Here is a 13,272-nt window from a genome sequence, read left to right as displayed (position 1 = left end):
AGTATAAACACTCTAAATTGAAAAATATGGAACCGACTAACATTCATCCGGCGGAAGCATATCTCCGCAACGCGGAAAATCCCCCATCACTGTATGTGAGAATTAACGGAAAACGCAGACGGCTGTTCATCAACCGTGACGAAAACATCATCGGAATTGTCGCACCGGGAAAGCGCAAAATGGGCTATGTCTTTTCAGACTGGAAGTCCATTGAGAAAATATATTATCCCTCCGCCAATGTTGAAACGGACAGGGAGAGAAAATTGGTCTTGAAATACAAAAGACTCGCCGCTCTTGCCACGCATACCAACGCTTGGCTTCGGGATATTGCCGCAGCCGACCCGGAGAAATCCCTCTACGAAAACAACATAACAACAGGAACAAGTATTGACGGAATGTGTATCAGCCTGGCAAGGATTGAGAAGTATTGCGGCAGCGTGCGCATGGAGCTTTTCAGAAAAGCACTGAAAGATGGAAAGAGTTACTCTACCAGTCGTTTTGACTTTTGCGGATATGATGGTACGCTCTGGTGCGAGCCGCGTGACAACGGCGACATGATTGCCGGGTTCAGCAAGGAATACAGAGATTGTGGAAACGGTTACTATTACCTGCTTATCAACGATGAATATGTGATTGGCTACGATATTGATTAATCCGTTTCGGAACAAGGCAGAGCCGTGTCGGGCAAATGACCCGATACGGCTTTTTATGTTTCCGGTCTGCCGACGGCAATTACCTTTATACCTTTCCATTCCCTTTTCTACCTGCCCGGCATCCTCCCTTTCTATACCACGGCGTTTCCGCCTGTTCAGCCGTGCGACCTCGGGGGATTGGATTTTTCAGCAAAGGTAACCGGCGCTTTCCATTCCTGCCAATGCCGGCATTCTGCCCGTAGGGTCTCGGAAAAATCTTCCTCTCCGGCTGTCGAGCGTATTTTTCCTTACCGGCCTTGGCGTATGGCTACCGCCACCTTTCAAAGCAGAAAAATAATCCCTGCGGTCGCAAACGGACCGAACAAAGGGAAGAAAATTAATTTAAAGGTTAAGCTATGAGTTACAACAAATTGAAATCACTGGCGGCGAATGTGGCTGCCATAGAAACAGCGGTGACTGTTTACGGAGAGCACAGGAAAGCCACACAGGAGGAAAAACAGGTGTTGGCACAGTATTCGGGTTTCGGAGGCGTCAAGGAAGTGCTGGCCATCGGGACGCAAGTTCCCATACCCGAGGAACTGGCGGAGCAGATGAACCGTCTGCAGGAGGCTTTGAATGCCTTTGTTCAAGGAAGCAAAGCGGATTACAATCTCTTTCTGGACAGCATTAAGTCTTCCGTGCTGACAGCGTTCTATACGCCGAAATTCATCATTGATACCGTGGCAAGTCAGATACACGCCACATTCAGGGAGAACGGACTGCAGATGCGCAGCTTCCTCGAACCGAGTGCAGGCATCGGCGGTTTCCTGCCTGTCGCTATGGACGAAACACGCAGCTATGCCATTGAGAACGACATCATTACCGGACTTATACTTTCTCTTTTGCATGATGAAGCAACCACCGTGACAGGTGGGTTTGAAACGATAGACAGGCAGGAGCTGGAGCATCGGAAATTCGATGTCATTGCATCCAACATTCCGTTCGGCAATTTCCGTGTGTTCGATGCGGAATTTTGGAAAATGGGCGGCATCTACGAACAGGCAGCCAAGACCATTCACAATTACTTTTTTTTCAAGGTTATGGAGTTGCTGTCAGAGGGCGGTTTGCTTGCCTTTGTCACTTCAAGGGGCGTAGCCGACACGCCGGGCAACAAGTTCGTGCGTGAGTACCTCGTGAGCCATGCCGACCTTATCAGTGCGGTAAGGCTTCCCGATACGCTTTTCATGCAGACGAGCGGCATCGAGGTGGGCAGCGACCTGCTCATATTCCAGAAGCATACGAACAAGGCATCCCTCTCGCTCCGGGAGAAAGCTTTCCTGCAAGTCACAAGGGAAAAGGCAAATGCGGACGGAACGATGACGGAATACGCCAACAAACTGTTTTCCCTGCCGAAGACCGTACTGGCGACCGACAGCGGCATTGTCAGGAACCAACACGGTAAGTATGTCCGTAAATACAGGTGGTCTGGGGACGAATGCTCCATGTCCCGATACCTGTCCGCCCTGCTGCAGTATGACCTCGCCCGGTATTTCCACAAGAGCCTTTTCATCGGACAGGACGATGCGCCTGTGCAGATGTCACTCTTCGGGGGAACGGCTGCCGTCATGCCGGAGAAAGGCCGGAGGGCATACACCGGGGATATGCCCGAATGGATAAAGGAGGGTGCGATGGTGCTCTTCGAGGGACAGGTTGGCACGCTCCGCTTCCGCAAGTCGAGCTTCTACGAGGGAACGGCGGTGGATTTCGTGCCGCTGGACGAGGGAAAGGTCAATCTGGAGAGGGCGTCCGATTACCTGCCGCTCCGGGAGGCGTATTTTGAACTCTCAACGAAAGAGCGGGAGGAAGAAAAGGAACAGACAGCCTTGCGTGAACGGCTGAACGCCCTGTATGACGCATTTGTCGCCAAGTGGGGGTGCTTCCACGAGAACGACAACAGGGAGTTTGTCATTCAGGACAGTTTGGGAATGGAGGTCTATACCATTGAAATGCAGGTCGGCGACAACATCTTCAAGTCCGACATCATGCGTGAGCCGGTGGCATTCAAGAAGATAGACACCAATGTAACGCTGGCGCCGCTCGAGGCGTTGGCAAGCAGCCTCAATTTCTACGGCAAGGTGAAGATGGACTACATCGTGCAGTCCACAGGCACGGAAGTGGAAGAGGTCACGGAAGCCCTCAAAGGCGAGGTTTTCTACAACCCCATAGCCGGAGAATGGGAACATAAAGGCAAGTTTCTCGCAGGCAATGTCATTGCCAAGCATAAGGAACTCATGTCATGCCTTGACGACCTGTCCGGCAGGGAAAGGGATTGGACGGAAATCTCTGCAAGGGCACTGGAGAGCGTAACCCCCGAACCGATACCTTACGAGGAACTCGACATCAACATGGGCGAACGGTGGATTGACACGAAGATATACGCCGATTTTGCGGCGGAGCTGTTCGGTGTGGAAACCGAGGTGATGTACTTTGATGTGAATGACACCTATCTTGTGCGGCTGAACGGCTATTCTCCGGCGGCTTACAACACCTACACGGTGCGCAACTGCAACGGCGAAGACCTGTTCGTCCATGCCCTGCATGATACAGTGCCGGAAATAACAAAGGAGATTGAACGCAACGGCGACAGGGTGCGTGTGCCGGACGAGGAAGCCATACAGGAGGCATCCACCAAGATACAGGAGATTAGGGAGCGGTTCAACGCATGGCTCGACAGCCAGCCGCTGGAGGTCAGGGATGAACTGGTTAGGGTCTATAACGAGCGGTTCAACTGTTTTGTGAGGCCGCACTATGACGGTTCGGCGCAGACCTTTCCGGGGCTGTCATTCGAGCACTTCCCCTACAAGGAGCTTTATCCCTCGCAGAAAGATGCCGTCTGGATGCTTAAGCAGAACGGCGGAGGTATCTGTTGGCACGAGGTGGGTACTGGTAAGACGATGATAATGTGCGTGGCGGCTTATGAGATGAAACGCTTGGGATTGGTACAGAAACCTCTGATTGTCGGCCTGAAAGCCAACGTGCACGAGATTGCCGACACGTTCCGCAAGGCTTATCCGTCTGCCAAACTGCTCTATCCGGGCAAGGAGGACTTCACGCCTGCCAACCGGAAAGAGGTGTTTGCCAAGATACAGAACAACAACTGGGACTGCATCATCCTGACACACGACCAGTTCGCGAAGATACCGCAGTCGGAAATAACCATGATGGAGATTTTCACGGAGGAACTGGCCGATGTGGAGCGTTGCCTCGAGGTGCTGGAGAACTCCACCATGCGCTACCGCAGCAGACAGATGCAGAAAGGGCTGGAGAAGCGACAGGAGAACCTGAAAGCGAAACTCGCCGAATTGCAGGAGAAAATCAAGGCTCGGAAAGACGATACAGTGGACTTTCATTCGATGGGCATAGACCACATTTTTGTGGACGAATGTCAGGTTATAAAAAACCTGATGTTCCAGACACGCCATACAAGGGTGGCGGGCATCGGCAACACCAAAGGCTCGCAAAGGGCGATGAACATGCTGTTTGCCATCCGTGACATACAGCACCGCACAGGCCGGGATTTGGGGGCGACACTACTTTCCGGCACGGTGGTTGTCAATGCGCTTACCGAACTGTATGTGATGTTCAAATACCTGCGCCCGAGGGAACTCCGCAGGCAGTCCATCAGCTGCTTTGATGCGTGGGCGGCGATATTCACGAAGAAGTCTGCCGACTACGAACTGAACGTGACAGGCTCAATCCGGCGGAAAGAGCGTTTCCGTTCTTATATCAAGGTGCCGGAACTGGCGATGTTCCTGCGTGAGATTACCGATTACCGTACCGCCGACATGATAAACCTCGATGTGCCGGAGAAAAACGTGCGTTTCCTTTCCCATGCCCCGACCATCGAACAGGAGGAAATGATTGGACGGTTGGTTTCCTTTGCGCGCAGCGGAGAGTGGGAAGACCTCGGCCTCGATATTCCCGAACCGGACAATCTCGACAAGGCGAAGATGCTCATCGCTACCAACGTGGCACGGAAGATGTCGCTTGACATGCGCCTTTTGGGTGACAGGTTCAGCGACGACGCAGGAAACAAGGCTTCAATCTGCGCAAGGACGGTCTATGACTATTATGTGCGCTCCAATGCCAACCGGGGTACGCAGTTCATATTCAGCGACCTTTCCACCTACAAGCCTAACGTGTGGAATATCTACACCGACATCAAGGACAAGCTGGTGCGGCTCGGCATCCCGGCTGATGAAATCCAGTTTATCCAGTGTGCCACCACGGAGAGGGCGAGAAAGAAGCTCTTTGCCGACATGAACAGCGGCAGGGTGCGTGTGCTGTTCGGCTCGACTACCATGCTCGGTACAGGGGTGAACGCCCAGCAGCGGGCGGTGGCGGTGCATCATCTCGAGATACCTTGGAGGCCTGCGGACATGGAGCAGCGCAACGGTCGTGCGGTGCGCAAGGGCAATACCGTCAAGCTCTGGGGCGGCAATGTGGTGGATATAGTCATCTATGGCACGGAGAAGACGTTGGATGCCTACAAGTTCAACCTTTTGCGTAACAAACAGATGTTCATCAACCAGATTAACAACGGCACGATAGCCGTGCGCCGTATCGACGAGGACAGCATGGACGAGGACAACGGCATGAACTTCGCCGAGTTCGTAGCCATTCTCTCCGGGAATACCGACCTCTTGAACAAGGCGAAACTTGACAACAGGATTATGCAGTTGGAAAAGGAACAGGCCATTTTCAAGAAAGGGCGCATCCGTGCCGAGCACAAGATGTCAGCCAACAGGCAGGACATCGAAAAGGCGGAACGGTTCATCGGACAGGTCAAGTCCGACAGGGAATACATCGAGGCATACGCAGGAGAGCGGACAACCCTGCTGCTGAACCTGCCGCAAGCCACGGCGGAAGAGACCGGGCGTGAACTGCACCGCATAGCGAAAACATACCGCAGCGAAGCATACGCCACCATAGGCAGCTATATGGGGCTGAACCTGCTGGTGCGCAGCGAATATGACTTTTCCGGGACATTCGACCGCAACACGTTCTATGTCGAGGGCAGAAGCGGATTGAAATACCGTTGCGGCATGTCGGGAGCGTTGCCGCTGGGATTTGTCGAGTCGGCGCAATACCCGAAGAATGCACTGGAAAAACTGCCGGGCATCATCGACAATCAGCGCAAGAAAATCGCGAAACTGCAAAGCGAACTTCCCACCTTGCAGGAAATCGTCAGCCGCAGGTGGAGCAAGGCGGACGAACTGGCAAGGCTCCGGCAGGAATGCAGGGACTTGCAGCGGCGGATAGACGAGGCCCTCAAGGAAGCGGAACAGAAACCGCATCCGGCACAGGAGGACATCGACAAAGCCGCCTGACCGTAATTCATATTTTAACCTTTACTCCCTGTCCGGTCGTATGGCCGGGCAGGTTTTTCTGTATGGTACGCCCTGTGCGGCCGCCCTGCCTTTATAGGCCGGCATCCTCCCTTTTTTATCCTCTTTCCCTTTTTTACCGTTCCCCCTTATACCTGCCTGTCCATCCTTTTATATCTTTCCTTATCTTTGTCTTCGCAGCCAGTCCTACCTTCCCGGCTTATTGTTCCGCGAAAGTAACGGATTACGGCTGCTCCCTACAAATCCTGCAAGCCTGCGGTGTCCGACGGAAATCTTCCTTCTCGTGGAGAAGCGTATTTCTGTCGCCAGATTTGTACGCTTGCCGTCATCACTTTCAGATGCGGAAAAATAATTCCGGCGAAGGTCTGAAAGGACCGAACGCAGGGAAAAGAAAAAAAACAAAATAAAAAATTTGAAGTATGGAAAAGAAAATCAGTGAGAAAAAAGTGGTCGTTGACGGTTTGACGTTAAAACTTCTGCGTAAGGATGAAAAATGGGTCTTCCCGTTTGTTACCTACTACCAGCACGGACTGGGCAGCCCAATCTGTCTGGAATTGCTTGAATATAAAGAAGACAGCAACGGTTTCGAGCCGGAGGCAGTCATAACCGTCAATCTTCCGGGCGTGGAGCGTAATGCCGGCTGCCAGTTCATCGACACGAACAACAACGGAGAAGCGGTGCTGGACTGGCTCGTGCTTTATGAGTTGGGTGTACCGACCGGCAGATATGCCGCCTCCGGCCATTGCATGTATCCCAAAGTGGACTTCTACCGGAGCGAGCGTTTCATGCGGCAGAAAGAATTTTGCGACAGGCATTTCAACTTCATCGGTTGACAGACAGGGGAAGGCAGTCATAGAGGGCTGCCTTCATTGCCGGCAATTCCCTTTTTATGGCATACCGTCCCGACATGCCGTTCCTTTTCTACCCGGCTTTTCCCGCCCCCAATACTTAATCATTATCTCCAATAATTCGTGTTGTGAGAGCGCGAGTTAGTTCGTCAAATTCAATCGAACTATATTTACCTATGTGGGGTAGAAATCTTTTGATAAAGTCATTTTTAATGATTTCGTTTGAGATATTTTCCTTCTGTCTTATTTCAAGCAAGGCAATTATCTCAATCGGATAATATTGCCAATAATAGTTATTAAATGGTAGTGTCAGATTATCCTTACTATTCTTAATATGAAAATCTGATAATCCTGCTACCCATGTATTTACAATTTCCGCATCTGTACAGAGCAGATTCTCTGTGGCTAATTGATACGGGGGATCTGCTATGACATCAAAATAATTCTGTATTTCTTTTGCCAAATCGTTAAACCCATACCATTTACATATAAATACTGATAGCCAGATAACATTCGAGAATCCAAACATTTTATGATACCTTTTTCCGTATGAATTACGTTCATGACGAAATTTTAAGAATTTTACTAAGTGTTTTCCTACAATAGAGGTGTATTGTGGGAAATAAGTTATTGTAAAAATCAATAGCAAACTGAAATCATATTCAAGCCATCCCATTTCAAATTTACTATGTTTTTCTCCCAATATAATATAAAGAATGTGATGATAATAACCTTCCACTAATTTTGAATAATCATTGTTTTCTTCAAATTCAAGAACCGCCTTTGCTTGAAAATAGTGATTACAAAGCCCATAAAGTTGAAAACTATCGTGATGAAGATCTTTGAAATAGCCAGGAAAAATCTCTTCTCGAAAGGTAAATTCTTCAGTACCATTATAGACATACTGAGGCAATGCGTTTAAGCATCTTTGCCAAGACTCTGAATTGTTCCAATCCTCATATACTTTTTTCCAAAGCTGGATTTGTTTCTTGTAAAATTTTTCCATTTTTATATTAATTCATTGTCTCATATAAATTATTGACTTCCTTGTCATCAGGAACAAGCCTTCTTCGGGATAGCAGGTCGGCCAGTTCCTCCGAACTGTTGTTTCGTTTCGGGAAATTGATTGTCATAGGAGCATAAAAATAAAACGACCCCCGATTTGAGCATTGTTAAGAGGCTTGGGGGTTCTCGTGCTGCAAAGATAGGCAAAGATTCGGGAAACGACCATATTTGTGTTTGTTTTTTGCGCAAAAACTTCACCTGCGCGTGTTTTCTCCCGGCATTTCATCCCTTTTCTATCCGGCTTTTCCCGCCCATGAAGCAAGGTAGGAGGTCTGTGCCCCTGTCCACTCTTCAATCCAAGGTACGGAAGGCTGTGCCGGAGCACCGCCAGTCCGATTCTTGCCGCTCCATGCCGGAGCTTCGACGGATGTCGAAACAACACGGTATTCCGCTATGCAAGACTTCCTGCCGGATCTTGCTCTGGCACATTCTGCCTTTAATCCGTATCTTTCCTTTCCGGGCCGGCAGTGTCATGGACAAACGGTGACACATCCCGCTTTGCGCCGGCCTCCATATATTCCGGCAGATCTCAAGGCGGAAAGAGTCCCCTTTCTGTTTGCCCGGCAGACCGCTGTTCTCTACCCGCCCGAGCCGTTGCTCCCCTTATATCATCCTTTCCCTCTGCTTTTATATCCGGCAGGCCGTCCGTACAGTTATAATCGGTGCGACTTTATGCTTTCTCCGGATGCTTTCTGGCAGTCACCGGTCTGGTTTTACCGCTGCAAATATAGGCCGTCGCGCCTGTCCCTTACGTTTTGAAGTGCATTTCTTGCAAATTCTTCCTTGACAGCCGGGGCTGCCAAGAGTAATTGGCAAGAAAAAACGACGTGTGCGGCTTTGCCGACAGCCTTTGGTTGCAGCATAAAATCCCGACAGCGGTTCAGACAGAAAGGAACCGAGAAGAGGGAAAATAAAAAAAGGTAACGGCAGGACCAACCATCTTGCCACAAAACATTTTTTATTATGTTACATGTACACACTATCGGACGCATCGGCAAAGACTGCCAGGTGATTGCAGGAGCACACGGCTCATTCATGGCTATGAACATGGCCGTTGACGATTATGCAAAGGGACAGAACGTCACCACATGGGTAAAGGTAAGAAGCAACAAGGAGAACCACATCCGGTTGGCTGAATACCTCACAAAAGGACGGCTGGTACTTGTTGAAGGCACGCTGTCATCTTCCCTGTGGACGGACAAAAACGGGGAGAGCCAGATTCAGCTTTCCATTACGGCGGAGAGCATCGCATTCATCAATACAGGCAAGAAGGACAGCTCGGCTGGCAGCCCGGACAACATGGCGACCACAACGGACAGCACACCCGTACCCCCTGCCGATATGCCGCAGGACGACAAGGACGATCTGCCGTTCTGACAAGGGCATACCGGTGGCGGTATGGACTGGACTATGGTATATGCCGTATCCGGCAGTCAGAATCACTGCCGGTATGGTGTATGCCGGTTTCGGTTTACACTCCGGACAGAAATAAGAATAATGTTAGAGATATGTGTAATTACGATTTTATAAAGGCTGGAAGCAAGGTTTTCTGGCATGACCCGGACGGCGGTTTGTCGGACGGTGTGTATCAGGTGGTGGATGTCCCGGAGGTAATCGAAGAGGACAGTATCATTTTGATAGCCTCGGACTATTCGGAGGCGGAAGTGTTCCCGGCGGAACTGTCGCCGCTGTGATTTTCTTCAGGTGGCATATCGGAGTTGCCCGATATGCTGCCTGTTCCGCCAATCCTTTTATACGATTTGTGGGAAATTTACCTTTTGTATTTGCCAAATATCACATTCTTTTATACCCATTTATAGCGTTCATCCACACCGTTTCTATGACCGGCAAGCCCGTCTTCCCTTTTCTATACGGCCGGGCCTTTATCCTCTCCTGGTCATTCCTGCTGTCACCGGCCATTGGTTTTATCAGATGCAAAGGTCGGCAGTCGCGCTTGATCCGTCGGTTTGAAGTGGATTTCCTGCAAATTCTTCCTTTCGGAGAAAGAGTAATTGGCAGGAAAAACCGCCGTATGAAGCTGTACCGACAGCCGGAACCTGCATCCATAAAACCCCAAAGGCGGTTCGGCAGAAAAGGACCGACAAGAGGGAAAATAAAAAAACGAGTTATTAACAAATTAAATTTTTAGAATTATGAAAGCAACAGACATGAAGTCAGTAGAAAAGAACATCGTATCGGTAGCATTGGCGGACATTCAGCCGAGTAATTACAACCCACGCAAGACCTTTGACGAGGCGAGCCTTGCCGAACTTGCCGACAGCATACGGCAGCAGGGTGTCCTACAGCCCATAGGTGTGCGACCCATTGCGGAAAACCGCTTCGAGATTATCTTTGGAGAGCGCAGATACCGTGCATCGCTCATGGCAGGGTTGGAAACTATTCCTGCAGTCATTTACGAAGTGTCGGACGAGGTGGCTGAAGAAATGGCTGTCACTGAAAACCTGCAACGCAAGGATGTGACACCCATTGAGGAAGCCAACGCCTATCAGAAACTGATGGAGAGCGGACGACACGATGTACATTCACTGGCAGTCCAGTTCGGCAAGTCGGAAGACTATATCCGCACTCGATTGAAATTCACTGCCCTTATCCCCGAAATCGCAGCCCTTTTGGAAACGGACGAAATCACTATCAGCGTGGCAAGCGAAATCTGCCGCTACGGTAAGGAGATACAGAGCGAGGTGTACGACAGGCATCTGAAAGAGGGTATCGTGTATAACAGTTGGCGTGGCATGAAAGCCGCAGATGTGGCGAGACTCATCGAAAGGAATTTTACGACCGACCTTGAATACTATTCCTTTGACAAGACCCTCTGCATGTCTTGTCCGCACAACACCAACAACATGACGCTGTTCTGTGAGGGCGGTTGTGGAAAGTGCGCCAACAGGAAGTGCCTTGAGGATATGAACACGGCCTACCTTGTGGAACGCGCCGTGCAGATGTTGGGCGAACATTCCACTGCCATGTTAGCCCGTAGTACCTACAATTCCAACGATATGGCTGCAAAGCGTCTTGTTGAACTCGGCTATGAGTTGGAAACGCTGCCATATTATACGGATTATCCCGAAATGCCCGAAGAACCCGAAGCGGTCGATTACGAGACCACGGCGGAATATGAGGAAGCCCGAAAGGATTACGAGCAGGAGCAGGAGGACTACAAGGCTGAATGCGAGGACATACTGCGGGGAAGCACAGAGGGGGATATATCGCTCTATGTCATTGTCGGGCGTGATGACATTTCTCTCGGTTACATGGAAACTTCTGCAATGAATACGGCTGGAAATGGTGCATCGGCAGACGAGAAGCCACTTTCACCGCTTGAAAAGTTGGAGAAGCAGGACAAGCGGAACAAGGAAATCGCCCTTGAAAAGACCGTTGCAGACACCAAGAAGCGGATTTTGGAGGTGGACGCCACCGAAACCAAGTTTGGTGCGGACGAGGACAAGATGATTTATTTCTTCCTCCTTTCATCGCTCCGCAAGGAGCATTACGCAGCGGTGGGCATCGACAGCGAAAATGTGTTTTACCTTTCTGACGAGGATAAATTCAATATCATTGAAAATCTTAACGGCAAGGCGAAAGCCGTTATCCGCAGGGATTTTCTGATTGCGAAGTTCCAAGAAGCATTCGGAGGCAATGCAGTAGCCACCCTCTTGCTCCAATTTGCGGAAAAGCACATGCCCGAGACGCTTGCCGAAATCCGAAAGGGCTATGATGAAGTGTACGAGAAACGCCACCAGCGCATCGAGGAAAAGAAAGCTGTCCTTGCCGTGCAGGATAAGGCGAAGCAGGAAACGGAACAGCAGGAAGAACCGCAACCCGATGAAACGCCACAAGCTGAAGATGTAGCGGCTTGACTTTCATAATTCAGTTCAGAAGCAGGGCGGAGCAATCCGTCCTGCATACTGGCGTGTGCCGGCCATGCCTTTTATAGCAGGGAACGGCGGCATAACGCCGCCATCCGTTTATAACCGTCTGCCATCCCTTTTTCAAAGCCTTGTATCCCAAGGCTCGTTCCCTTTATACCGTTTTGGATTCCCATGTTTCAGCCTCCATGCCGTCACCGCACGGGTTTTCTACGGTGCGAATGTAGGCTGCCGCGCCTGTTCCCTCCATTTTGAAGTGGATTTCCTGCAAATTCTTCCTTGCCGGGGCAAGAGTAATTGGCAGGAAAAAACATCGGGAATGGCTTCTCCGGCGGCCTCTCCCTGCACCGAAAAACCCGAAGCGGCTCCGGTTGCAGGATGCCGAACAGAGGGAAGAAAAAATATTAATCATTAAAAATTCAGATTATGGACAACATTAAGGAATCTAAAGAGTACAGGCTCGCAAAGGAGTGGGAAATGGCGGTAAACGACTTTGATTTCAATCCGAAACGATTTGCTGCGGCTATCCCTGACATGCACCCCACGCTTCAGCAGAGCCTTTACCGGCTTATCCGGGAGTGCATCAAGGTCATGGCGGACGACAGCCGCCGTTATGATGACCGCAACAGGGCGTCGCACGAGGAGGCGAAGTGCATCATGGAATATCTCAACGAACACGGACGTAACATACCATTAAAATAAGGAGGGCAATATGAAGACAAAGGAAATCCAGTTTGACGGCAAGAAATACATCTGCCGCATCGTTGAATCAATCGACGGGGAAGAATTGCTGATTGGCTCCACCGAACTGCTTGACGCATTGCAGCCGGGCAGTTTTGAAGATGCCAACGAAGGCTTTGCCGGTGAAGAGGCGGAATACCTCTATGACGAGGTGTTCTACTTTACCGACCGGGGCAACTTGAAGCTGCCGGACAAGGAGCTGGTTGAAGTCCTGAAGGAAAGCAACCCGGACTGGTTCGAGTAACCGGACAAAAAGGCCGCATCGGACACCGCCTGCACCATTGTGCGGGCGGTGTTGCGTTTCAGGCAGCTAATGGGATTGCAACAGCCTGATTCAGCAATCAAATTGTATGGCAATTTGAACACTATCGTTTGGTGATGGGATTGAACTAAACTGCCTTATTGTTTTTAGCCGCATTAAACTCGTCTAATTTCTTGTTAATAAACTTATAATCAGAAATGGCCTTATCTATATCTTTTGCTCTATCTACTTTCTTTCGCCATCTGATAATTCCATACTTAAAAAATTCAAACCCTTCATTCGTTAAGTCACTGACTCTTATTTCGGAGTCATCGTTGGCTTTATCTTCTGGATAAAGTATAGTTCTTGTTGTAAAGCCGTTTGCTTGCAGGAACCGTACATAATTTTCAAAAAATCGGGTCTGTCGTTCCCTTTCCAGTCTTTTCTCTT

Annotated in this window: 9 protein-coding genes and 1 pseudogene; 8 read left to right on the top strand and 2 right to left on the bottom strand. The window is 50.0% G+C overall.

Features of this window, described 5'->3' with window-relative positions:
* Positions 1 to 26: 26 nt before the first annotated feature.
* The 3 genes from M3090_RS08430 (at position 27) to M3090_RS08420 (ending at position 6,873) form a co-directional block, all read left to right on the top strand.
* Positions 27 to 653, top strand: coding sequence for a hypothetical protein (locus M3090_RS08430; RefSeq protein WP_087334915.1), 627 nt, complete (start codon positions 27 to 29; stop codon positions 651 to 653).
* A 395-nt stretch (positions 654 to 1,048) separates the two neighbouring features.
* Complete coding sequence (locus tag M3090_RS08425) at positions 1,049 to 6,022, top strand: N-6 DNA methylase (RefSeq protein WP_249055208.1); 4,974 nt, start codon at positions 1,049 to 1,051, stop codon at positions 6,020 to 6,022.
* Between the two features lie 437 nt (positions 6,023 to 6,459).
* Positions 6,460 to 6,873 (top strand): DUF4313 domain-containing protein, encoded by a 414-nt coding sequence (locus M3090_RS08420; protein WP_249055205.1) that lies wholly within the window; start codon positions 6,460 to 6,462, stop codon positions 6,871 to 6,873.
* 115 nt (positions 6,874 to 6,988) lie between these two features.
* Here the strand turns inward: M3090_RS08420 and M3090_RS08415 are convergent, their stop codons facing one another.
* Positions 6,989 to 7,894, bottom strand: a complete 906-nt coding sequence (locus M3090_RS08415) for a hypothetical protein (protein WP_249055201.1) — start codon at positions 7,892 to 7,894, stop codon at positions 6,989 to 6,991.
* A 1,022-nt stretch (positions 7,895 to 8,916) separates the two neighbouring features.
* Between M3090_RS08415 and M3090_RS08410 the strand changes: the two genes are divergently transcribed.
* From M3090_RS08410 to M3090_RS08390, 5 genes and pseudogenes are all read left to right on the top strand, one after another.
* Positions 8,917 to 9,330, top strand: coding sequence for a single-stranded DNA-binding protein (locus tag M3090_RS08410; protein ID WP_249055198.1), 414 nt, complete (start codon positions 8,917 to 8,919; stop codon positions 9,328 to 9,330).
* A 131-nt stretch (positions 9,331 to 9,461) separates the two neighbouring features.
* A pseudogene (locus tag M3090_RS08405) lies at positions 9,462 to 9,644 on the top strand (hypothetical protein); the annotation flags it as partial.
* 462 nt (positions 9,645 to 10,106) lie between these two features.
* Positions 10,107 to 11,831, top strand: a complete 1,725-nt coding sequence (locus M3090_RS08400) for a ParB/RepB/Spo0J family partition protein (protein ID WP_249055196.1) — start codon at positions 10,107 to 10,109, stop codon at positions 11,829 to 11,831.
* A gap of 435 nt (positions 11,832 to 12,266) precedes the next feature.
* Positions 12,267 to 12,542, top strand: a complete 276-nt coding sequence (locus tag M3090_RS08395; protein WP_249055194.1) for a hypothetical protein — start codon at positions 12,267 to 12,269, stop codon at positions 12,540 to 12,542.
* A 10-nt stretch (positions 12,543 to 12,552) separates the two neighbouring features.
* On the top strand, positions 12,553 to 12,825 hold the full coding sequence (locus M3090_RS08390) for a hypothetical protein (RefSeq protein ID WP_087334932.1): 273 nt from the start codon (positions 12,553 to 12,555) through the stop codon (positions 12,823 to 12,825).
* Between the two features lie 145 nt (positions 12,826 to 12,970).
* Here M3090_RS08390 and M3090_RS08385 read toward each other — a convergent pair.
* Positions 12,971 to 13,272: cyclopropane-fatty-acyl-phospholipid synthase (locus tag M3090_RS08385; protein WP_249055192.1), on the bottom strand; the 302-nt coding region annotated here is incomplete at its 5' end.

This window comes from Bacteroides sp. ET71, from assembly GCF_023336905.1.
Lineage (GTDB): Bacteria > Bacteroidota > Bacteroidia > Bacteroidales > Bacteroidaceae > Bacteroides.
This window is presented reverse-complemented; position numbering and strand designations above follow the sequence as displayed.